22 protein-coding genes are annotated in these 22,479 nt (G+C 68.3%); all 22 read right to left on the bottom strand.

The genetic code is table 11. The annotated features are described in order from the left end of the window. Window positions 1-3: 3 nt before the first annotated feature. The 22 genes from R2910_06495 to R2910_06390 all read right to left on the bottom strand — a co-directional run bounded on the left by R2910_06495 (window position 4) and on the right by R2910_06390 (window position 22,468). Complete coding sequence (locus tag R2910_06495) at window positions 4-624, bottom strand: chemotaxis protein CheC (GenBank protein ID MEZ4412614.1); 621 nt, start codon at window positions 622-624, stop codon at window positions 4-6. A 10-nt stretch (window positions 625-634) separates the two neighbouring features. After that, window positions 635-2,593, bottom strand: coding sequence for a chemotaxis protein CheA (locus tag R2910_06490; protein ID MEZ4412613.1), 1,959 nt, complete (start codon window positions 2,591-2,593; stop codon window positions 635-637). Window positions 2,594-2,597: 4 nt separating this feature from the next. Continuing rightward, window positions 2,598-2,960 (bottom strand): response regulator, encoded by a 363-nt coding sequence (locus R2910_06485; protein MEZ4412612.1) that lies wholly within the window; start codon window positions 2,958-2,960, stop codon window positions 2,598-2,600. 18 nt (window positions 2,961-2,978) lie between these two features. Further along, window positions 2,979-3,452 (bottom strand): chemotaxis protein CheW, encoded by a 474-nt coding sequence (locus tag R2910_06480; protein MEZ4412611.1) that lies wholly within the window; start codon window positions 3,450-3,452, stop codon window positions 2,979-2,981. After that, window positions 3,445-4,455 (bottom strand): RluA family pseudouridine synthase, encoded by a 1,011-nt coding sequence (locus tag R2910_06475; GenBank protein ID MEZ4412610.1) that lies wholly within the window; start codon window positions 4,453-4,455, stop codon window positions 3,445-3,447. Before R2910_06475 ends, R2910_06480 begins: the two co-directional genes overlap by 8 nt. A gap of 10 nt (window positions 4,456-4,465) precedes the next feature. Next, entirely contained in the window at window positions 4,466-4,975 is a 510-nt protein-coding gene (gene lspA / locus R2910_06470) for a signal peptidase II (protein MEZ4412609.1), read from the bottom strand. Beyond that, the gene (locus tag R2910_06465) at window positions 4,959-5,342 is read right to left on the bottom strand and encodes a TraR/DksA C4-type zinc finger protein (protein ID MEZ4412608.1); all 384 of its coding nucleotides are present in this window, start codon (window positions 5,340-5,342) and stop codon (window positions 4,959-4,961) included. Before R2910_06465 ends, lspA begins: the two co-directional genes overlap by 17 nt. Continuing rightward, window positions 5,339-8,533 (bottom strand): isoleucine--tRNA ligase, encoded by a 3,195-nt coding sequence (gene ileS, locus R2910_06460; GenBank protein MEZ4412607.1) that lies wholly within the window; start codon window positions 8,531-8,533, stop codon window positions 5,339-5,341. The genes R2910_06465 and ileS overlap by 4 nt, the downstream gene beginning before the upstream one ends. A 23-nt stretch (window positions 8,534-8,556) precedes the next feature. Further along, on the bottom strand, window positions 8,557-9,081 hold the full coding sequence (locus R2910_06455) for a DivIVA domain-containing protein (protein MEZ4412606.1): 525 nt from the start codon (window positions 9,079-9,081) through the stop codon (window positions 8,557-8,559). Continuing rightward, window positions 9,078-9,764 carry a YggS family pyridoxal phosphate-dependent enzyme gene (locus R2910_06450; GenBank protein MEZ4412605.1) on the bottom strand — a complete coding sequence of 229 codons (687 nt, stop codon included), beginning with the start codon at window positions 9,762-9,764 and terminating at the stop codon, window positions 9,078-9,080. The genes R2910_06455 and R2910_06450 overlap by 4 nt, the downstream gene beginning before the upstream one ends. Before the next feature lie 45 nt (window positions 9,765-9,809). Next, window positions 9,810-12,125 carry a DUF2723 domain-containing protein gene (locus R2910_06445; GenBank protein MEZ4412604.1) on the bottom strand — a complete coding sequence of 772 codons (2,316 nt, stop codon included), beginning with the start codon at window positions 12,123-12,125 and terminating at the stop codon, window positions 9,810-9,812. A gap of 56 nt (window positions 12,126-12,181) precedes the next feature. Further along, complete coding sequence (folP, locus tag R2910_06440) at window positions 12,182-13,360, bottom strand: dihydropteroate synthase (protein MEZ4412603.1); 1,179 nt, start codon at window positions 13,358-13,360, stop codon at window positions 12,182-12,184. After that, window positions 13,357-15,294 carry an ATP-dependent zinc metalloprotease FtsH gene (gene ftsH, locus R2910_06435; GenBank protein MEZ4412602.1) on the bottom strand — a complete coding sequence of 646 codons (1,938 nt, stop codon included), beginning with the start codon at window positions 15,292-15,294 and terminating at the stop codon, window positions 13,357-13,359. The genes folP and ftsH overlap by 4 nt, the downstream gene beginning before the upstream one ends. Before the next feature lie 51 nt (window positions 15,295-15,345). Beyond that, on the bottom strand, window positions 15,346-15,891 hold the full coding sequence (hpt, locus tag R2910_06430) for a hypoxanthine phosphoribosyltransferase (protein ID MEZ4412601.1): 546 nt from the start codon (window positions 15,889-15,891) through the stop codon (window positions 15,346-15,348). Continuing rightward, the gene (gene tilS, locus R2910_06425; protein ID MEZ4412600.1) at window positions 15,884-17,257 is read right to left on the bottom strand and encodes a tRNA lysidine(34) synthetase TilS; all 1,374 of its coding nucleotides are present in this window, start codon (window positions 17,255-17,257) and stop codon (window positions 15,884-15,886) included. Before tilS ends, hpt begins: the two co-directional genes overlap by 8 nt. A 41-nt stretch (window positions 17,258-17,298) precedes the next feature. Then, window positions 17,299-18,303 carry a carboxypeptidase regulatory-like domain-containing protein gene (locus tag R2910_06420; protein MEZ4412599.1) on the bottom strand — a complete coding sequence of 335 codons (1,005 nt, stop codon included), beginning with the start codon at window positions 18,301-18,303 and terminating at the stop codon, window positions 17,299-17,301. A gap of 179 nt (window positions 18,304-18,482) precedes the next feature. Beyond that, window positions 18,483-19,421 (bottom strand): hypothetical protein, encoded by a 939-nt coding sequence (locus R2910_06415; protein ID MEZ4412598.1) that lies wholly within the window; start codon window positions 19,419-19,421, stop codon window positions 18,483-18,485. 38 nt (window positions 19,422-19,459) lie between these two features. Beyond that, window positions 19,460-20,422, bottom strand: coding sequence for a hypothetical protein (locus R2910_06410; GenBank protein ID MEZ4412597.1), 963 nt, complete (start codon window positions 20,420-20,422; stop codon window positions 19,460-19,462). Continuing rightward, complete coding sequence (locus tag R2910_06405) at window positions 20,406-20,939, bottom strand: hypothetical protein (protein ID MEZ4412596.1); 534 nt, start codon at window positions 20,937-20,939, stop codon at window positions 20,406-20,408. The genes R2910_06410 and R2910_06405 overlap by 17 nt, the downstream gene beginning before the upstream one ends. 115 nt (window positions 20,940-21,054) lie before the next feature. Beyond that, window positions 21,055-21,531: a DUF411 domain-containing protein gene (locus tag R2910_06400; GenBank protein MEZ4412595.1), complete on the bottom strand. Its 477-nt coding sequence runs from the start codon at window positions 21,529-21,531 to the stop codon at window positions 21,055-21,057. 200 nt (window positions 21,532-21,731) lie between these two features. Then, on the bottom strand, window positions 21,732-22,208 hold the full coding sequence (locus tag R2910_06395) for an SRPBCC family protein (protein ID MEZ4412594.1): 477 nt from the start codon (window positions 22,206-22,208) through the stop codon (window positions 21,732-21,734). Then, window positions 22,205-22,468, bottom strand: coding sequence for a hypothetical protein (locus tag R2910_06390; protein ID MEZ4412593.1), 264 nt, complete (start codon window positions 22,466-22,468; stop codon window positions 22,205-22,207). The genes R2910_06395 and R2910_06390 overlap by 4 nt, the downstream gene beginning before the upstream one ends. Window positions 22,469-22,479 lie beyond the last annotated feature (11 nt).

Raw genomic sequence — 22,479 nt, 5'->3', positions numbered from 1 at the left:
CGATCAGCCGACGCGGATGGCGTCGAAAATGGCCCGCAGCGACGCCAAGTCCGGCAAGAGGAGGAAGTGCCCCTTGAGGTTGGACGACTCGCCCTCGAACTGGAACTCGGATTCAACGCAGAAGACGTAGTCGCGTTCCGAGCCGAAGTTGAGGTAGGTCGAGGTCAGCACCGCGGCGCTGAGGTCCACCACCAGGCTGGGCACGGAGGGCACCAGCATCATGCCCATGAAGTCGCTGAGCGCGTTCAGGTAGGCGCTGCTCAGGATGTTGCCCACTTCCTTGATGCCCGACTGCTCCATCACCCCGAACTCGGTGGTGGTGCCGGGCGCGCGCCGAAGCAGTATATCGCAGAGGGCGTGGGCGGAGGGCTCGGGGAAGAGGAGCAGCGTCCGCCCGGTCAGGTCGCCCATCATGTGCATCAGCACGGCGGCCACGACCTCCTCGGGATCGCCGAGCACCTCGGGCACTTCCTCGAGCGGCGTGACCGTCACCTGGGGCACGCTGATCATGATCTTCTTGTTGGTCATCTGGGAAAGCGCCGTGGCGGCGTGCCCCGCCCCGATGTTCGCCACCTCCTTGAGGGCGTCGAACTGGAGCTCTTTCAGATCGCGCACGTCTTCCATACGAGTCTCCCTAGACGAGGGCCGCGGCATCCAGAATCAGGGCCGGCGTGCCGTCCGCGAGGATGGTGGCGCCGCTGAAGAGCGGTGCCGTCCCCTTCGGGGCATCGAACGCTTCGACGACAACTTCCTGCTGTCCCAGCAACGAGTCCACGACGACCGCCGACCGGCGGTCGCCCACCTCCAGCACGAGTCCCGGCCGCCGCGCCGGAGGGTCCCCGCCCGCGACGCCGAGCAACGCCCGCAGGTGTACGGTCGGGATGACCCGGTCCCGCAGCACGATGGCCTCCCGGCCGTTGACCTCCGTGGCCGGCTGGACATCGAAGTCCACCGTCTCCGCCACGTAGGAGAGCGGCAAGAGGTACCGTTCACCGCCGACCTGCGCGGTAAGCACCCGCAGAATGGCGAGCGTCAGCGGGAGCCGCAGCGTGAAGGTCGTGCCGGCGCCAGGGGCACTCGAGATCTCCACCGCGCCTCCGTGGGCCCGCACGCGGGTCAGGACCACGTCGATGCCGACTCCCCGACCCGAGACGCTGCTGACCTGCTGTGCGGTACTGAACCCCGGACGCCCGAGGACCTTGAGCAGCAGGTCGTCCGTGAGGGTCTCGACCTCGGCGCCGATCACCCCTTCGCGCTTGGCCTTGGCCAGGATGGCGCGGCGGTCGATGCCGCGCCCGTCGTCCTGGATCCGGATGGCCACGCTGCTGTGCTCCCGGGCGGCGGACAGGACCAGACGACCCTCGGCCGGCTTGCCCTGCGCCTGCCGCTCCTCCGGAGACTCGAGTCCATGATCCACCGCATTCCGCAAGAGATGCAGGAGCGGATCGCCCAGTTCGTCGAGGATGGCCCGGTCGAGCTCGATGCCCTCCCCTTCCATCTCGAATCGCACCTGCTTGCCGAGCTGGCGGGCCAGGTCGCGCACCGCCCGCGGGAACCGGTCGAACACCTGCCATACCGGCGTCATGCGCGCTTCGATGATTTCCGCCTGCAGGTCCGAGACCAACCGGCTGATCCGGGCGCCGAGCGCCTCGAGTTCACCGCCGGGGTCGAGCTGGGCCAGTTCGACCAGCCTGTTTCGCGCCACCACCAGCTCGCCGACCTGGCTCATCAGGGCGTCGAGTCGCCGACGATCGACCCGGATCTGTCCGCTGCGCGCCGCCGGCGCCGCGGGCGCCGCCGGGGCCGCCGCGGTGGGAATTCTCCACTCGGCCGTCTGGACGGTGTCGGCGTCCACCGCCACGCTGGCGATGTCGCCGACCGCTTCGATGGCCGCAACGATCTGGGACTCACCGATCGGCGCGTCCAGCCGGAACGTGAAGTGCCCGTCGAACCCCTGCGCGTCAAACGCCGTGGCGGGCGGCATCACGCCGGTCACCTTGCCGAGTTGCTCCGCCCGACGGAGCGCGATATGCGCCCGGGCCCCCATCAGCGGGGCATCGGGACGGATCTCGACGCGCACGACGCGTCCGGCATCGTCCGGGAGATCGGCCAACTGGATCGGCGTCAGGGCGGGCACCACGATATCCGGGGCCGGCTCCGCTGCGTCCGCCTTCTTGCCCTTCCGGCTCCCCGCCTTGCCCTTCTTGGCCGGCACCGCTTCCGACGCCGCTTCGAGCGCCGCCTGCAGTGCCCCCGCCTCAAAGGCGGCGTCGCTTCCTGCCGCGGCCTCGTCCACTCCGCGCTCCAGGGCGTCGACCGCCTTGAGCAGGAGGTCCACGACACTGGGACCACCAGGGGCACGGCCGCCCCGAATCGCGTCCAGCAGACTTTCCGTCCGGTGGGCCAGGTCGGCCAGCCGCACGTACCCCATGGTGGCCGCCATGCCCTTGAGCGAGTGAATGGCCCGGAACAGCCCCGCGACCGCGTCGCTCGAACCAGGCTCCCGCTCCCATTCGAGCAGCAGCCGGTTGCAGGTGGTCAGGTGTTCGCGGCTCTCGGCAAGGAAGAGGGCGGCGTACTTGTTCAGGTCCATGGCATCAGCCGAGGACGCGCTGTACCGCCTCGAGCACCCGGGAAGGTTGGAAGGGCTTCACGACGAAATCCTTGGCGCCGGCCTGGATGGCCTCGACGACGAGGGCCTGCTGCCCCATCGCGCTGCACATCAGGATCTTGGCGTCAGGCGACTCCCGGCAGATTTCGCGAACGGCATCGATGCCGCCCATGTCAGGCATCACGATGTCCATCGTGACGAGATCGGGCTTCAGCTGGCGGAACTTCTCCACCGCCTGCACCCCGGTTTCGGCTTCACCGACGACCTCGAACCCGGCCTGGGTGAGAATGTCGCTGATCATCGTCCGCATGAAGATGGCATCGTCGCACACCAGGACCGAGTGGCTCACAGGTCAGTCTCCAGGCGTCTAAGAGGTTCGTGAAAAGGAGCGGTCCGCGCCGCTGACAGCGCTGAGCAGTGGTGCCAGCAGCGCCTCGGTATCGAGTACCACAAAGTGGTGGCCGTCCCGGCGCCCGACCGCCTTGACGAGCCGGACGTCCACGCCGGGCAACGCTTCGCGCGCTTCCAGCTGGTCGGCCGGGATTTCGAACAAGTCATCGACCCGCCCCACCGCCAGGCCAAGCCGACGAGTCCCGACGTCGACGATGAGGAGGGCCCCTTCATGCTCTGGCAAGGGGGCCCGGTCAAGCAGCCGGTGACCGTCCACAACGGTAAGGAGCGTGCCCCGGATATTGACCAGACCGACAATAGTGTCGGGGGCGCCTGGAATCCGGGTAGTCGGAAGGGGCGCCAGAATCTCGCGGGCACGGCTGGCAAGCATCCCGCAGGCCAGATTGCCCACCTGAAAAACGACGACGCGCACCGCCTGAGAGTCAGCCATCTCTATTAAAGAAAAGAAGATAGCGAAGAGCCTCATCGGGAGCAACAGAGATGGAGTCCCCCGCCGTGAGCCGCAGCGCCTCGTGCAAATCGGCCGGCCATTCTGACCGGAATTCAAGGGCTGCTTCGGTCACCGGATGCTTGAAGGCGAGCGAGGCCGCGTGGAGGGCCTGGCGCCCAGCCGCACGCTCCACCGCCTCCGCAATCAACCGTGCCGACCCCGAGATCCGACGGCTGCCTCCGGCGCCGTACACCGGGTCGCCGATGACCGGATGACCGATGTGGGCCAGATGCACGCGGATCTGGTGGGTCCTCCCGGAGTGCAGTTCGAGCCGCAGCAGGTCAGCCACCTGGAACCGGGCCACGCTCCATGCGTCGGTCCTGGCGGCGCGCCCCTCGACCAGCACGGCCATCCGCTTGCGGTCGGCCGGGTGCCGGCCAAGCGGGGCCTCGATCCGGGTCGGACTCTCGTCGAGATGCCCCCAGGCGAGGGCCGCATATACCCGGCGGATGCGCCGGGCAGAAAGCATCTGTCCCAGCCGACGATGCGCCAGATCCGTCTTGGCCACCAGCATCAGCCCGGAAGTGTCCTTGTCCAGCCGATGGACGATCCCGGGTCGCCCTGCCGCCCCGCCGGACAGCGTCGTGCCCCGCGCCACGAGAGCGTTGACCAGGGTGTCGTCCCAGTGTCCGGGGGCGGGATGCACCACCAGGCCCGCCGGCTTGTCGATGACCGCGAGGTGCTCGTCTTCGTGGATGACATCGAGGTGGATGTCGGCGGGTCGGATCTGCCTCGGCGGCTCGTCCTCCGGCAGCGTCACCTCCACGGCGTCGCCGCGGATGAGCAGCCGGGAGGCCCGGGCCACCTTCCCGTTGACGGTCACCCGCTTGTCGGCCACGAGGCGGGCGGCCTGGGTGCGGGAATACTGGAGTTGGTCGGCGAGGAAGCGGTCGAGCCGCTCGGTACCGTCGGCGAGGACGGTGAAACGCTGGGGTTCCGTCATGGGGCCGGCCTCAGCCGGCCGACGCAGCTTCGTGGCGGGCCTGCCGGCTGTCTTCCAGCCAGAGGGAAATGGCGAGCGCCACCGCACCGCAGGTCACTGCGATGTCCGCGACGTTGAAGGTTGGCCAGCGCAAGCTGCCGATACCGAAATCGAGGAAGTCCACCACGCCGCGGGCGCTCCGGATCCGATCGATCAGGTTGCCGGCGGCGCCGCCGGCCACCAGGCCGAGCGCGAGTTGCCGCAACCGGTCGCCCGGCTCCGCGGTGGCTGACATCCGGGTCAGGAGCACCACGGCGCCGAGGGCCAGCGCCAGGAAGATCCAGCGGGAGTAGGCGCCGAGGTGCAGCCCGAAGGCGGCGCCGGGATTGTAGACCAGCGTGAGCTGGAACCACTCTCCCAGGACCGGAATGCCGGTGGTCCGCAGCAGGTACGCTTCGGCCACGAGCTTGGTCGCCGCATCCAGCAGGAGGACGCCGAGGGCGGTGGCGAAGAACAGCCGCCGCTCACCGGCGCTTGGCATCCTCTTCCTTTTCCTTGCAGCTGATGCACAACCGCGCGTGGGGCAATGCGTCGAGCCGCTCGAAATTGATGGCCGATCCGCAGCTCTCGCAGGTGCCGAACTTCTCGGGGTTGTTGTAGAGGCGGCCGAGCGCCTGATTGACGTGCCAGAGATACCGGCCTTCCTTCGACGCCATCAGGAACTGCTTTTCGCGCTCCATGGCATCCGTGCCCTGGTCGGCCATGTGAAACGAATAGGAGCTGAGGTCGCCGTCGGAGCCCTGCAGCGTGGCATTGAAGGACTCGTCGTAGTGGCCGAGTTCCTTCATCACGCGCGCGCGCTCCTCGATGAGACGCTTCTCGAAATACGTCAGCTGCTTCTTGTTCATGCCTCGTCCGTGTCTGTGTGCCGGCCAGCGGGCCGCGCATCGCCATGTCGTTGAATACCAATGACCGCCTCAAGCCCGTCGAGCGTCACCGTCTGCTCGCGGTCCGGGCGGTCGGCCCGTGATCCCACTGCCAGCGCGCGGGCGAGCGTCTCGCCCTGAATGAAGTCCGCGTACGCTTCCACCGCCGCGAGGAGGTCGGGGGCGCCATCGACGCTCAGGGCCACCCGGGTGGTGATGTCATACCCAGCGTCCTTCCGGAGCCGCTGGATACGATTGACCATCTCGCGCGCCACTCCCTCCTGTCGGAGGGCGGCGGTCAGCACGGGATCCAGGGCTGCCACGAAGGGCCCGTCGCTCTGGACGGCCAGATCGCTGGCCACCTCCCTGCTCACCGCCACATCCTCGGAAAGATACTCAAATCGCCGCCCGTCCACCTCCACCACTGCCCCCCCGCCCCCCTCCAGCGCCCGGAGCTGCCCGGGGTCGAGATGGGCGGCCGCGGCGGCGGCCAAGGGCGTCTCCTTGCCGTACCGCTTTCCCAGCGACCGGAAGTTCGGCTTGGCGCGGAGGGTGACCAGGTCGGCGTCGGAGGCGACGATCTCGACCGTCTTCACGTTGACCTCCCGGCCGAGGAGGCCGAGGAGGGAGGTGAACACGGGGCCCTGCACCGCCGATGGCACGGCGACGATCATCCTGGCGAGGGGCTGCCGGACACCGGAGCCGATCTCCTCCCGCGCCGCGCGGGCCAGCGAGGCGAGGCGCCGCACCGCATCCATGGCCGTTTCCAGCGCCTCGTCCCGGGCCCCGCCGGGCTCCGGGAACCGGGCCAGGTGGACCGACGAGCCCACCAGGCCGCGATGCATCCAGTCGGACAGAAACGGCGCCGCCGGAGCGAGCAATCGCGAGACGGTGACCAGACAGGTATGCAGGGTGGTGAGCGCCTCCGGATCGGCTTCCCCGTCCACCGCCCAGAACCGGGCACGATTCAGCCGGACATACCAGTTCGAGAGGTCGTCCACCACGAAACCCATGAGGGCGCGTGTCCCGGCGGTGACATCGTAGCCGTCCCACGCGGCGTTGACCTCGTCGACGACGGCGGACAGACGGCTGAGGATCCAGCGATCGGCATGCGACGCGGGGAGCGGACCCAGCGGCGCGCCCGGCGTCCAGTCGGCGGCGTACTGCGCGAAGAACCGATAGGTGTTGCGCAGCGTGTTGAGGAAGCCGCCCGCCACTTCGGGGATGGTGCGGGCATCGAACTTCTTCGGGAGCCAGACCTGGCTGGACACGAGCAGGTAGAGCCGCAGCACATCGGCGCCGTGCTCTGCCAGCAGTTCCGAGGGGTTCACGACGTTGCCACGGCTCTTCGACATCTTCTGGCCGTCGGCGTCGAGGACCAGTTCGTTGACGATCACGTTCCGATACGCCGGTGCGTCGAAGGCGGCGGCGGAGATGGCCAGCAGGGAGTAGAACCAACCCCGCGTCTGGTCCACGCCTTCGCAGATGAAGTCGGCGGGGAAATGCGCCTTGAACTCGGCCTCGTGCTCAAACGGGTAGTGCCACTGGGCGTACGGCATCGACCCCGAATCGAACCAGGTGTCGATGACCTCCGGGGCCCGGGTCATCGTGCCGCCGCAGTCGCACGGCCAGGTGTAGTCGTCGATGAACGGCTTGTGCGGGTCGAAGCCTTCCGGCAGCGGCTTGCCCCACCGCTCGGCGAGCTCGGCGTAACTCCCGATGACCGTCACGTGGGCCGGATCGAGGTCGCATGACCACACCGGCAGGGGGGTGCCCCAGTACCGGTCGCGACTGAGCGCCCAGTCCACGTTGTTCGACAGCCACTCCCCGAACCGGCCGGCACCGACTTCCGGCGGATGCCAGGCCACCCCGGCGTTCAGCTCGAGCATCCGGTCGCGGAGGGAGGAGGTGCGGACAAACCACGAATCGCGGGCGTAGTAGATGAGCTTGCTGCGGCACCGCCAGCAATGCGGATAGGTGTGGATGTACTGCTCGGTGAGCAGGTGCCGGCCGTCGGCCTTGAGCCGACGGATGATGAGTTCGTTGGTTTCGTCGGCGGTGACCAGCAGGCCCTCGAGCTCGGGCCAGGTGGTGCCGGTAAAGGTGCCGTCGGCCGCCACCGGCCTGACGAGGGCCAGGCCGTGGGCCTGACCGGCCGCGTGGTCGTCGGCCCCGAAGGCCGGCGCCATGTGCACGATGCCGGAACCGTCCGTGGCCGTGACGAAGTCTCCCGGCACCACGATGCTGTGCGCCTTGTCGTCGGGGAGCGCGACGACGTCGAGCGGGCGGACATACCGGAGGCCCACCAGGTCCGCGCCGAGGACCACCCGGAGCGGTTCCGTGACGCCGTTCTCCCCGAAGAGCCGAGCCAGGAGCTTCGGCGCGAGGCTCGTGGCCATCACGAGCCGTCGGCCCGGGGTGCGCGGATCGGCGTACTCGCCGTACTCAAGTTCGGGATGGACCGCCGCCGCCACGTTCGACGGCAGTGTCCACGGCGTCGTGGTCCAGACCACCAGGGCCCGGCCCGAGTCGTCCTCGAGCGGGAAGGTCACGAAGATGGCGCGGTCCCGCACCTCCTCGTAGCCCTGCGCCAGTTCGTGGCTCGAGAGGACCGTCCCGCAGCGGGGGCAGTACGGCAGCACCCGGTGGCCGCGGTACAGCAGTGCACGGTCGTGCAGCCGGCGGAGAATCGACCAGACCGATTCCACGTACTCGTTGCTGAACGTGATGTAGGGGTGCTCGTAGTCCAGCCAGTAGCCGATGCGATCGGAGAGCTGTTCCCAGTCGGACTTGTAGGTGAACACGCTGCTGCGACAGAGCGCGTTGAATCGCTCGACGCCGTACTCCTCGATGGCCTTCTTCCCCTTCAGTCCGAGCTGCTTTTCCACCTCGATCTCGACCGGGAGGCCGTGGGTATCCCAGCCGGCGATCCGGGTGACCGAACGCCCCTGCATGGCGCGAAAGCGGCAGACAAGGTCCTTGATGGTCCGCGAGAAGACGTGATGGATGCCCGGCCGCCCGTTGGCCGTCGGGGGGCCCTCGAAGAAGACGAACGGCTTCCCGCTCCGGCCGGCCGCGAGGCTCTGCCGGAAGAGGTCCTCCGCCTTCCAGGTGTCGAGCAGTTGCTGCTCGAGCTGGTCGGCGGCGAGATCGGGAAGGAGGGGAAAGGCCATCAGCGAGTGCGGCGCGCGGGCGCTTACGCCTGCTTCTTGAGCACGGGCTCGGCCGGGGCCTCGGACTGCGCGGAGGTCCGCGCGTAGGCCTGCAGCCCCTCCACCTCGCCGAGCTGGCGCTCGAGGAGCGCGCGGAAGTTGGCCAGGAAAGCGGCGAACTGCCGCTTTCCGATATCGGTCCGCTCGCGCAGCAGGCGATCCTCCCCCTGTGCCTCGTTCAGCTGGCGGAGCGCGTCGGTCTTCGCCTCGCGGATGATCATCTCGGCGTCCTTCCGCGCCTGCTGCTCGGCGTCGTGCCGGAGCTGCTGGGCGGCAAGGAGCGCCTCATTCATGGCGCGCTCCCGGTCGCGGAAGGCGCGGAGCTGCTCCTGGAACCCGCGCAGGCGTTCCTCAAGCTGCGCCCGTTCTCGCAGGACACGGTCGAACTCCTCCGACACCCGCTGCTGGAACGACTCGACGAGCGCCGGGTCGTAGCCGCGGAAGGCGCGCGGAAACTCGTGGCCCCGGATGTCGTGCGGCGTGAGCTGGAAGCTGTCGTCTGTCGTCATGCGTGGCGTCCCCCGAACAGGATCGTCCCCAACCTGACCATCGTGGCCCCTTCCTCAACTGCCGTCTCGTAGTCGCCCGACATCCCCATCGAGAGCACCGGCAGCGCGTGCCCACCCGTGGCGGCGTCATCCCGCAACCGGCGCAGCAACCCGAACGCCGCGCGCTGACGACCGGCGTCGTCCGTCAGTTCCGCCATCGTCATGAGCCCTCGGACCTCGACCCGGCTGCAGTCCCGCATCGCATCGAGCAACGCGGGCAGCTCCGCCGGCTCGACGCCGCCTTTCTGCGATTCGGCGGAGCAGTTGACCTGCACCAGCACGGGCTGCCGGGTCCCTTCGGCAGTGCGGCGGTCGATCTCCTGGGCGAGCCCGAGCCGGTCGACAGAATGGATCAGGGCAAACCGACCGACCACGCGCCGCGCCTTGTTCTGCTGGAGCGTCCCGATCAGGTGCCAGTCCACGGGGAGGTCCGCCAGCGCGTCCTGTTTCGGCAGCGCCTCCTGCACCCGGTTTTCTCCGACATCCCGCAGTCCCGCCGCCACGGCGGCCCGCACCGCCTCGGGGCCGAAGGTCTTGGTGACCGCGACGATCGTGACGTCATGCCGAAGGCCGGCGCGGGCCTGCGCGGCGGAGATCCGCTCCCGGACCGAGGTGAGTCGGTCGGGGAGCTCTGGGAATGTCATAACTATGAAAAATACAACGAGTTGACGCCGAATTGCAGGGAGCGCCTACGGGGAATCCGTGGTGGGCAAGAGCGGACGCAGCCTCGCCTGGCTGAGGGCGGAGGCCAGCGCGGGGTTGGGCGACAGCTGGAACGCCAGTTCGAGGTTCCGGACCATTTGCGGCTCGTCGCCAACGAGCTGGTAGGCATAGGCGAGCTGTGTCACGGGAAGCGCCAGGGTGGAGGCGAAGGAGCGGCTCGTGACGTCCAGGTTTCCCGTCGGACGGGTACGGAGTGACCCGTAGCGATAGGTCTCCCACACCAGCCGCTCGGTCGTGGGCACGTCCAGGAGCGCGCCCGCCAGCCGCTGGCGGTCGATCGTGATCGCGAGGGAGTCTGGGGGCGATGTCTGCAGCTCGAGCACCAGGCCCTTCTGGACCAGGTAGGGATCGAGCGACAGAAAGTTCCGGCCTGTCGTCACTGACCACGCCACCGGGCGCCGCCCGAGATTCTGCTGGATGATGCGCGCCGTGACGAAGTCGGCAGTGTAGAAGACCGTCCCGGCCTGATAGGTCCGCCGGTAGGGCCCGAAGGTGACGGTCACCGGCCGGTCGAGCTGTCGCGGGTACGCAGCCTCGATCTCTTCGTCCGTCATCGGCGATGTCGGCCAGTCCGGCTGCACGGGATCCCCGCCCTGCCAGATGGCAGGGGCCGCCGCTTCGTTGAACGGCCGGACCGGATTGTCCCGCAGCTGGCGGGCAAACCAGTGCGTGTTGGCCAAGGCGAGACAGACCACGGTCACGTCCTGCCGAATTCCCGCCACTTCCTGCGCCCACCAGAGCGGGAAGGTGTCGTTGTCACCGTAGGTGAAGAGGACGCCGTACGGCGGCACGGAATTCAGGAGGTCGTAGGCAAAGTCGGCCGCCAGCCGCGCGTCGGCGCCGTGCCGTCGGCTCGCGGCGCTCAGGTTGGCGGCGGCGGGGAAGAAGGCGAGCAGGAAGAGGAGCGGGACCGCCGCGCGCAGCGCCGGTCGGGTCACGCGAGCCAGCCCATCCTTGACGGTGGTGGCGAGTCCGATGCCCGCCCAGACGCCCCACACCAGGAAGCTCACCACGAAGAAGTAGTCGCGCTCCCGCACCTCGTGCTGGGGTCCATTGGGGAAGAGCTTGTAGCCGATCGAGGCACCGGGCTTGAAGTTCATGTACGCGACGAGACCAAGCCCGGTCACCAGGAAGAGCGTGAAGAGGAGCCACCATCCCGCCCGATCCGCTCGGCGCTGAGCAAAGAGCCCGCGGAGACCCAGCACCGTGACCAGCACCGCGCCGACCAGTTGCCCGTTGACCACCCCGCCGCCCCACCTGGCCAGCCCGCGCGCCCACTGCCAGTTGAAGTACTGCAGGTAGTTCTGGATCTGCAGCCCGATGATCGTCAGGCTCCGTCCCGGATTCGTCGGTCCGTGGGGAATCGTGGGGTCGTCGAGCGGCGTGCGCACCGGATACTGCGCGCGCCGGATGACCGCCAGGAGGGCGTCCCAGGTGGAGGGATCGGCCTCGTTCGGCATTGGGGACTGGCCGGCGCGGATGTACAGGAAGAGGTAGGTGGTCACGCCGATGGCGGCGAGGCAGAGCGCGAGCAGCGCGAACGGCAGCATGCCGGCCATGGCAGCGAAGGCCGCGGCGACCACGAAGCACACGCCACCGAGCACAATCAGCGGGGTGCTGCCCAGGCCGGTGCCGATCAGCAGCGCCCAGAGCCCGGCCACGACCGCGACCATGGCCCACTCCTGCCGGCGTTCCCGTTCGGTGGCGGCAGGCGTCCCGTGAATTGTGGCCATGAGGAACATCACGACCGCGGGCCCCACCAGGAGGGCGAGGAGGTGGTTCCCCATCGAAATGCCGGCGAGGTAGACAATCAACAGGATCAGCCGAAGGGAGTGCTCGGTACCCCGCGCCGCCCGCCAGCGGAGGCAGAGCCAGCAGATGAGCCCGATGGTGAAGGTCGCGACGGTGTAGACCTCCGTCTCGTTGGAATTCTGCCACTGCGTGAAGCTGAACGCCGCGAACAGCCCGGCGGCCATGCCGCCGCCGAGGGACACGAGCCGCCGAGTGTCAGGGGCGAGGTCCGCCGTGCCGAGGCGGAGCGACTCATGCGCCACCAGGAAGAAGAACCCCGCGGCCGCCGCACTGAAGGTGGCGCTCATCAGGTTGGTCCGCCACGCGTACTCGCCGACCGGGAAGATGGCCGCCCAGACGTGCCCGAGGAGGACGAAGAGCGGCGTTCCCGGCGGGTGGGGAATGCCGAGGTTGTGAATGGAGGCGATCAACTCGCCCGCGTCCCAGAAGGTTACGGTGGGGGCGAGGGTCAGCACGTAGCCGGTCAGCACGAGGGCGAAGAGAGCGAGCGCCGCGACATACGGTGGCCGGCTGTCGTCGTGGGTGGTCAGTGGGCCGCTCCGAGGGCGTGGGCAACGGTGAGCGCATCGCGCACCGCGGCAGGTTCGTGGACGCGAAAGAGGCGGGCGCCCCGCGCGTACGTCAGTGCGCAGAAGGCGGCGGTGGCCCGGTCGCGATCGGCGACGTCGCGCGCCGTGACCGCGCCGAGGAAGCGTTTGCGGGACGGTCCCACGAGCAGGGGCCGCCCGAGCGCGTGCAATGCCGCCAACTGGTCGGCGAGCAAAATATTCTGTTCAACGGTCTTCGAAAAGCCGAAGCCGGGATCCACGACAATCCGGTCGGCGCCGATACCCGCGGACGTGGCCCGATCCACCGCCTGGCGCAACTCATCGACGACCCCGCCGACCACATCACCGCCGTAGTCTGCGCCGTCGTAGGAGGCCATCGTGGCGAGGTCGCCGCGCGAATGCATCAGGACAATCCCCGCTCCCGTGGCCGCCACGACCGCCGCCATCTCGGGATCGAGCCGCAAACCGGAAACGTCGTTGATGGCCGACGCCCCCGCGGCGAGAACAGCACGGGCGGTGGCCGCCTTCACGGTGTCCACCGACAGGGGCAACTCCGGCCACCGGTGCCGCAGCGCCTCCACCACGGGCACGACCCGCGTCATCTCCTCCGCCGCGGGCACGGGCTCCGGCTGACCGGGCCGGGTCGACTCGCCACCGACATCGAGGACGGTCGCGCCACCTTCGAGCAGCGCCTCCGCGCGGGCGACGGCGGCCTCAACGGTCGGGAGCCGTCCACCATCGCTGAAACTGTCGGGGGTGACGTTGATGATCCCGACGATCACCGGCCGGTCGAGGTCGATCATGCCGGTGGCGGTAATCCAGGTCGAGGGAAGTTCCATCGGGAGCGCGAGACCGACCTGGAATGCGACCTCCGCGAGTTCGGGGGGCCCGACCCAGGGGCGGGCCAGCGCCTGCAACCGCGCCCGGCTCCCGCTGATGACGGCTCCCGAGTCGGTGGTCAGGATGTCCAGGCCGAGTTTGCCCCCCGCGTAGGCCACCAGCGCCTCCCGGGTGCCGGCGTCGAGCCCCGACAAATGCAATGCGGCCGGCTCAGTTCCCTGAGCGGCCGCATCAGCCTTCCATTCCTCGAAGCCTCCAGCCCGGAGTACCGCCCGCACCGCCTCCCGCGAGGCCGCGGCGAGCGGAGTCACCTTCACGCGCCGGCAGGCTCCGCCGGCGGGGTGCCCAGGCTGGGAATGGCGGACGGGGCGGCAGCCTTGGGAGGTACCGCCGCTGCCGGCGGGGCCGAGGGAGCCGGCGGCGCCTCCCGCGGAGGCAACGCCTCGTTCTTCACCAACAGGTCGAGATCGTCACGGTCGATCGTCTCCCGGTCCAGCAACGCCTGCGCGATGCGCTCCAGGAGATCCTTGTGATCGGTGATGATGGTGTTCGCCTTGGCGTACGCCTCGTCGAGCAGCCGCTTGACCTCATCGTCCACCATCTCGGCGGTGCGTTCGGACACCTCCCGCCGATGGCCGAAATCACGACCAAGGAAGACTTCCTGCTCCCGCTCGCCGATGGACATGGCGCCCACCCGCTCGCTCATGCCGAACTGAGTCACCATCCGCCGGGCAAGGCCAGTGGCCCGCTCGATGTCGTTCCCTGCCCCGGTCGTCACCTTCTCGGGGCCGAAGATCAACTCCTCGGCAACCCGCCCGCCGAAGAACATGGCCAGGTTCCCGATCAACCAGTCCTTGGTGTAGCTGTGCCGGTCGGTTTCCGGGAGCGAGGCGGTGATGCCCAGCGCCCGACCGCGCGGCACGATGGTCACCTTGTGGACCGGGTCGCTGCCCGGTGTCTTCAGCGCGACGACGGCATGGCCAGCCTCGTGATACGCCGTCAGCTTCCGCTCGTCCTCGGAGAGCACGAGGCTCCGCCGCTCGACGCCGAGCATCACCTTGTCCTTGGCATCCTCGAAGTCCGACATCGCCACGAGCGACTTGTTGGTCCGGGCCGCCAGCAGCGCCGCCTCGTTGACGAGATTGGCGAGGTCCGCACCGGCGAGCCCGGGCGTGCCCTTCGCCAGGATGTCGAGGCGGACGTCCGCCGCGAGGGGGATCTTCCGGGTGTGCACCCGCAGGATGCCCTCCCGCCCGCGCACGTCGGGCGCGTCGACCACGATCTGGCGGTCGAAGCGACCGGGACGCAGCAGCGCCGGGTCGAGCACGTCGGGCCGGTTGGTGGCCGCAATCAGGATCACGCCGTCGTTCGACTCGAAGCCGTCCATCTCGACCAGGAGCTGATTGAGGGTCTGCTCCCGCTCGTCATGACCGCCGCCGAGGCCCGCACCGCGGTGCCGACCAACCGCGTCGATTTCGTCGATGAAGATGATGCAGGGGGCGTTGGCCTTGCCCTGCTCGAAGAGGTCGCGCACGCGGCTGGCGCCGACGCCCACGAACATCTCCACGAAGTCCGATCCGGACATCGAGAAGAACGGCCGCCCCGCCTCACCGGCCACGGCCTTGGCGAGCAGCGTCTTGCCGGTGCCCGGCGGGCCGACCAGCAGCGCACCCTTGGGCAGGCGCCCGCCAAGGCGCGTGAACCGCTGCGGATCCTTCAGGAACTCGATGATCTCCTGCAGCTCGACCTTCGCCTCGTCGGCACCCGCCACATCCGCGAATGTCAGCTTCGGGGTGTCGCCGGTGAGCAGCTTCGCCTTCGACTTCCCGAAGGAGAAGGCGCGATTCCCTCCCGACTGCATCTGGCGGAAGAGGAACACCCACAGGGCGATGATCAGGATCCACGGGAGCAGCCCGAGGAGCACGCTGAGGAGCCCGGTCTTCGACTCCTTCGCCTCGATGGTCACACCCGACTGCTCCAGCCGCGTCTGCAACTGCTCGCTGTTGGTGAACGGGAGCAGCACCGTGAACCCCTTGGCCGAGCGGGAATCCTGGAGCACCGGTGTCCGGAACTCGCCCTCGAGGCGCTTCCCATCGACCACCGTCACCTGCCCGACGTTGCCCGCGTCGAGCTGCGTCAGAAACGACGTGTAGGAGAACTCCTGCGTCGGGTTCTTCTGACGACTCATGGTGTTGTAGAGCGTCAACGCCAACAGACCCACCAGCAGCCAGAGCGCGAGGTTCTTGCTCATGCCGGCCCAGTTGGGTCCCGTGGGGCGAGGAGGTATGCGATCAGCCATTCGTCAGTCCAGGTCTACGATATAGGGTAAATGCCGGCAGTCCTCGGCGTGATCCAACCCGTAGCCGACCAGAAAGGCCGGCGGGGCGTGGAATCCGACGAATCGGAGTTCCGGGGGAGGCTCCGGGGCGATCTGCTTGTCGAGCAAGGTGCAGATGGCCAGACTGGCCGGGTGCCGGGCGCGGAACAGCTCAACCAGCCGCGTCAGCGTCCTCCCACTGTCAATTATATCCTCAACGACCACAATATGTTTCCCGGCGAGGTCCGTGGCCGGATCGTAGAGGAGGCGGACGTTTCCGCTCGAGACGGTCCCCGCGCCGTAGCTACTGACGATCAGGAAGTCCACCTGGAGGGGCCGCTCGATCGCACGGGCAAGATCCGCGAGGAAAATGAAGCTCCCCTTCAGAAGCCCCAGGAGCAGCAGCTCGCCCTCCGGATAGGCCTCGGTGATTTCTCGACCCAGCGAGGCCACCCGCTCGGCAATCTGCTCGGCGGTGAACACCACCGACTTCGCCGTGCGCCCCCCACTCCGACGTGCCAGATCACCCACGGCTCACCTCGATCATCAGTGCGTTGTCCCCCGCGGCGGGCAGCGCCCCTGCCCCACGACAGATACCCCCGACCCACTCGATGTTGCCCTCGAGTTCCACGATTGGCCACCCACCCCTCCGGCTCCGCTCGATCCGGGCCTCCTGGAGCAACCGCGCGACAGCCCGCCGCCCGGTGCCACCAAGCGGCCGGAGGCGGTCTCCGGGCAGCGGCGCACGGAGCGTCGCCTCCTCCCCGATGAACCAACCGACCCAGCCGTCGCGCTGGACGGTCGAGGGGGCCGGCGCGCGCCGCCAGAACACCCTCCACGTGCCCCATTGCCGGCGGCCCTGCGCGCCGCGCAGTGGAATCGGGGGCGGGGCCTCCATCACCTGATGGAAACAAATCCGGCCGAACGAGAGTTCCGCCCGCCACTCGCCACCGAGCTCGAGGGTCGCCCCGCTCCGCCCACCGCGTACCATGGCGAGGAGCCGCTCGGCGCGACGGGGACCCAGCACGCAGCCCACCCGCCGGGCGGCGGCGCGCAGGAGGGTGTTGGCAAGGGCGGAATCATAGGTGACCAGCGGGAGGGCAGCAACGGAAAGCCGCCCGGCCGAGCGTTGCGGGTCCAACCCCGGCAGGGTGTCCAGCGCCGCCTCCCAGGCCGCACGGTCGACCGCCGCGTGGCGGGCAAGGCGGCGGAGCCGTTCGGGTACGGCGGGCTCGCGCTCCAAGAGCATCGGGAGCAGTGCGCTGCGGATCCAGGACCGCTCGTGTACCGGATCGAGGTTGGCCGGGTCTTCCCAACTCGGAATCCCCTTCGATGCGAGCCAGGCGACAAGCTCGCCCTTCCGGAATTCAAGGAGCGGTCGGAGCAGTCGGCCCTGTCGTGGTCGCATGCCGGCGAGGCCCGCCAGGCCGCTCCCCGCGAGGACACGCAGGAGGACGGTCTCGACCTGATCATCGGCGTGATGCGCCAGTACGATGGCATCCGCGCCCTCCGAGCAGCGGACCTGCTGGAGCCAGGCATGGCGCGCAACTCGGGCGGAGGTCTCGGAGGTCCCCGCGCCCAATCCGAGCCGTCCGACGACGATCGGGATTCCGAGGTCGTTGGCGGCCGCCATCACCCGTTGGGCCACCTCGGCGCTGTCCGGGTGGATGCCGTGGTCGACGTGGGCCACGACCAGATCCATCCGGTGCGTGTGTCGGGTCTCGTGGAGCAGGTGCAGGAGCGCCAGGGAGTCGGATCCGCCGGAGACCGCCACCATCACACGGCGCCATGCTCGCGGTGTCTCCAGCGCGACCCACGCACGCTGAAAGCGCGCGAGGAGGGCCTCGGGCGTGCGTACGGTGGAGGCGGTGTCAGTCGGGGACTCAGGGGGTGGCATGGACGGAACTTAGCCGTCCGGCGCCCTCGGGGAAGGCAGGTTCACTTGTCGTAGCGATAGACCGGGCGCCAGCGGCTATCGAGGACGGCCATCACGTGCCCTTCGGACTCTCGCCACCCGTACATCTGGAGTTCCCCCCGCCCCGTCGCCTTCGGGAGCGGGACGTGCATGAGCCAGTGCTGCACGATCCAGCCGCCGTCGGGAAGCGGGGCGAAGGTCAGCACGCCCGTGGCGTCGTTCTTGTGTGCCCACCTAGGGACTCGCGTATAGGTGAAATTCAGCCGACGCAGCTGCGCCGACTTCCGGTCAAGCCAGATCGTCCCCTCGATATCGGCTCGCTTGTCTTTCACACCAGGCGCGTACGCGAGGCCTACCCACTCGGGGGACTCGGTGGTTCCCGGGGGTACAGTCCAGAAGCAGTGGTCGCGGAAGAAGGACTCAGAAAGGAGAAACTCCGGGTCAGGTCCGTACCAGGTCGGGCTGCCGTCGATGTCATCGATGAACCCGACGGAGAGAAGGAGTTCCGGCGAAGGGGCACGGACTGGCCAGGCCGTGACGGTCGCGTCCTTCGCTTCATCGAGTTCCGTGACGTTTCCGAAGCGATCGACATTGCGATTGTGCACGATGGTCTGGAACCGGTAGGATCGCTGCTTGACGGCTTGCGCCGTGATGCTCAGCGTGATGCCCGCCTGTGTCCACAGTGCCGAGGAGAGGGTGTCTCCCCGCGAAAGCTCGCCGCACATCGACGTGCCGGCCACCGAGATCTCGGGAAGGGATACGGGAGTCCCGGACAGGCTCAGGATTCGATCCAGGAACTCCGCGGACTCAATGCGGACGGAAGACTCGTATGGGAAATACCCGATCCGGAGGACTCGCAGCAGGTAGGGACCAGCCGCCGGCGCACGCACCGCGAAACGCCCCTCCGCCCCTGTGACCGCCTGGCCTGCCCGTTTCCCCGCGGAGTCCTCGAGCACGACAAGCGCCCCGACGATTGGCGTGCCGGAGCCGGCCTGGAGGAGCCGGCCGCGGACGCCCTGGGCGTTCAGAATGCCTGCGAGGGACAGGAGCAGGAGGAGGACCAGGAGGGGGCGAGGGGTCGAGTACCAAGATTGGAAGGTATTCGAATGTTGTCGTGACGCAGCCCTGCCAAGGCTGTTCCACTCAGCCGCTGCTCCGGTGGAGGCGCGGGCGTCAGCGCAGTGCCAAAGGTGTTCCGATGCGGTCTTCAGCTCCCGCTGTCCACGTAGCGATACCGAAAACGCTCCACGGCCTTCCCCGAAGAATCCCGGACTTCGGTAACGTGCCCAGCGCGAACCAGGTATCGTCCAATACTCGAGGAGTACCGGCTTGGATCCACTACAGGAACGGGCGTCCGAACGATCCACTCTCGGACGAACCGGCCGCCATCTGCCAGGGATGCGAGGTCGATCCGGCCCCCACCCCAGGAGCGGGCGGCCCACCTGCCTCCACCTGTCAGGCCGCTGGCCCAGCTCGGCAAATTGACGTACCGCCACTCGAGAACGCCAAGATCAGCCGTGTGCGGGTCGAACCAAAGCACACCCCTGATCGCGTTCCTCACACTCGAAGGACCAGGCCGAAACTCCAGGCCCACCCATCCCTCGGGCACGGCCGGGTACTTCCACTCGAGAACGGGGGAAAGGTCGGCGTTCACCGTACGGAAGCAGGCCTGTCCAAAGAAACTGCCGGAGAGAAAATATTCTGGATCCGGCCCGTAGAAGGTGGGGCCGTTCCAGGTGTCCTCAGCATTGGCAACGAATCCGGAAACGCGGAGTGAATCCGGGGGCGGGGCAGGAATTGGCCAACCGGAGCTCAGGGCCTCGCGCGCCACGGGAACCTGGGTCGCGGCCCAGTAGGCATCCGGATTGAAGAACCCGCCATTCGTGAAATACCGCCACGATTCCGACAGGTACTCGTTCTGCCCCGAGCGCAGCGATGCCTGCACGGAGAGAAGTTGCTGGCGCACCCGGTCAGCGAACGCCGCAATGTCAGGGTCCTCGGACGCCTGTGCCCCGCACGCCCACTTCCCCGCTCGCTTGACCTCAGGGAGCGCGATCCTGTCGCTCACGGTCTGGGCGGCCTGAGCCTTGAGCTGACCGGGGAGAGCTGGGATTGCGAGCAGCAGGGCAACTTGGAGGAGGCGCATGAGTTCAAGTATGGGAATCGAGTCCGAGAAGCGCAAGATCAACCGGGCCACACCGAACAGAGCCTGCCCTGGGCTGGCGACCACCGCCAGTCCACGCTCCGCCCCTCCAGGTGCACGCCCCCAATCCAACGATCCACGCCGTTGACCTCCACGTGGTCAAACCGTCCCGCCAGCGCGTCCGCACCGGCCAGCGTGAGTTCGATCTCACGCCTGTCCGGATCGCAGTAGCGAAGGGGAGGAACCGTGGCGTCGGCAAGCCGGGCAACCTGCCACTTGAAGACCAGGTCGCCGAGGAACTCGGCTTCCTCCCGGTCGAGATGGGCGGCCCGGAAGAGCTTTCCGAACGACAGCGGTCCGTCGGCGAGCGCCGCGAGGATCTGTCGTTCGGTCCGGGACAAGCCATCGTCAGCGCCGGGATACTCCTCCAGAAGCCGAGTGAGCGCCGGGGCCAGGTGGGGAAGGAGCGGCGACGGTGCGCCTGCGCGCCCGGCCAGTGCGGTCGGGTCGGTCGCCCGGAACTCGTGCCAGGCGGCGGTCGCAAGGGCCAGGACCTCCGGCGTCACCGCACGGCGGGCCGCGAATAGGTCCCGCATCCGCGTCGCCGCCTGCATCCCGAGAAACTCCCCCGGATTGATCAGCGAGAGTCGCACCGGTCCGAGGTCGGCTGTCCCGAACCAGTCGAGCACCTGCAACAGTTGCAGCTGGTCGTAAAGATCATGCTCAAACCAGAGCACCACCTCGGCGTACGCCCGGAACCCCGCGAGCATCGCGTCGCGCCACCGCAGCCGGGGAAGCACCTGGTCCGGGTCGTCCCATCCCGCACCGCCGATGAACTCCGCGCGGACAGCCGTAAGGTCGTCCAGCGCGAGGCCGGCAGGCACCGGCCCTTCGTGGAGCACATCACGCCAGGGCAGCAGGCTTCCGCCGACGCCCGCCTCGAGGATGCGCTCGGCGGCGGCATCGCCGTTGGTGATGTGCAGCCGCTCAGGGCTCGCGGGCATAGATACCGTCGAAGGCCGTTGTCCACGTGGCGCCGCCATCGGTGGACGACTCCCAGAGTTGGCGGACCGTACCATTGGCGAGCGGCGTCCAGGTGACCCGGTCCGTGGTGACCTGGTCCGGATGGCCCGCCGTCGGCCGCGTCCCGGAAAGGACCATGTCCTTCCCGACCAACTTGCCCTTCAGCTCCAGCAGGTTGCCGCCGGCATCCATCCACACCTGCCGCCAGGTGCTGTCGGCGGCGTTCCACATGTTGAGGCTGGTGCCGTCTCCACCGTTCGAACTGGCCCAGTGCTCCTGCAGGGCGCAGCCCCCGAGGATCTTCTCAATGCGATTCGTCCCCGCCACCTGCCCCCGGGGGGTCGTCACCGACCATGAACCAGCCCAGAAATCGAACTGACGGTATTCGGGAGCGACACAGCCCCGTTGACCCTGCGCCTGGGCGCTTCCGGCGGAGGCCAGCGTGAGCGTCAGGATGAGAATGGGAAGGCTGCGACGAATGGACCGGGGAGGAAGCATCAGGCGCTCGGGTGACGGGAGTGGAAAACGGGACTCCCTGCCCTACGCGCCCGGTACAGAGGGGGTTTCCTGCGGCGCCGACAGCTCCAGCCTGTCCGCCGGCGCCGAGGCGGGACTACTTCTTGGCGTACACGCTCGTCTTGCCGGTCTTGTCCCACGACAACACGTCGTAGTGCTGCGCGGGAGTGCCCGGCACTTCCATGCCGGGAGAACCGATCGGCATGCCGGCCACGCCGATCCCGGCGATGTTCGGCTGTTCCTTGAGCATTTTGGCGATGGCATCGACCGGGACATGGCCCTCGATGACGTACCCACCCACCACCGCCGTGTGACAGGTCTGGATCGGCCGGGGCACACCCGACATGGTCTTGATCTCGCTGAGATCGTCGAGATCGACGGTCTTGACCTCAAAGCCATTTGCCCGCAGGTAGTCCACCCACGCACCGCAGCAGCCGCAGGAGGGGGACTTGTACACCGTGATGACCGAACTGGCGTCTCCCAACCTCGCGGGCGCCGGCCTATTGGCGGCGGCGCCAAGCGCCACGACGGCGAACAGCGCGATGAATACGGGGACGATTCGGGACACTCTCATGACAACCTCATTTCGGCGAAGACCGGGGCTTAGCGAGTGGGCTCGCGGCTCTCAGCCTCTCGGCGATGCCACTCGAACACCATCCCCCTGAACAGCAGCAATCCGAAGCACCAGACGGCGACGGCCACAACGATCGGCCCAAAGGTCGTGACTGGCATAGCGTTCCCCATGTGGAAGATAGATTCCGGATTCTAACGGATTCACCCGCGCTCGGCCAGCGCCCTCAGCGCGGAGAGATGCTCCTCGAGCAGTTCCGAGGTGACCGCCTCCACCTTCCGCCGCGGAATCACCGTGCCGAGCGCCAGGCCGTGCACCGACGCCTGGCAGACCACCTTGGTGGCGCGGCCACCGTCGGCGGCGAAGTCATACCCGATATCAAGCTGAAACAGCGAGTGGTGCACCACCACCGCCAGCCGGGACGGGGCCTCGAACGCCGTTACCTCGCCTTTGCATGCCGACGGGACGAGACCGATCTTCACCCGCTGAACGAAGGTGGCGCCAAGGGCGAACCCGCCCGGCCCACCCCCCGCTGCCGTCACACTCCGGAGGCCGTGGACCCACTGCATCAGGGCCTCCGGCTCCTCCACCAGCCGCCAGACCCGATCCCGCGGCGCAGCGATCCGCACCCGATGTTCGAGCCGGTGCGGATCGGCGGACGCCCGCTGCCCTGCCTTCACAGGGACTTTCTGATGCGTGCAAAGCCCTCGCGGATTTCCTCACCGAGCAGTTTCGCGGCGGCGCCGACATCCTCCATCACGTCGCCGGCTTCGTCGCCCGCCTTGTCGAGGCGGCTACGCAATTCGGCGATCCGTCCCTCCATCTTCTCCCACTCCTCCTTCGCCTCGGCCTTGCCAAGGTGCGCACGCACCTTCAGTTCGTCGCGTTCCTGCTCGAGCTTTTCCAGCATCTCGCGCAGGCGTTCACGCATGGTCGTCATGGATCGATCCT

The organism is Gemmatimonadales bacterium (assembly GCA_041390145.1).
Taxonomy (GTDB): Bacteria; Gemmatimonadota; Gemmatimonadetes; order Gemmatimonadales; family GWC2-71-9; genus SPDF01.
This window is presented reverse-complemented; position numbering and strand designations above follow the sequence as displayed.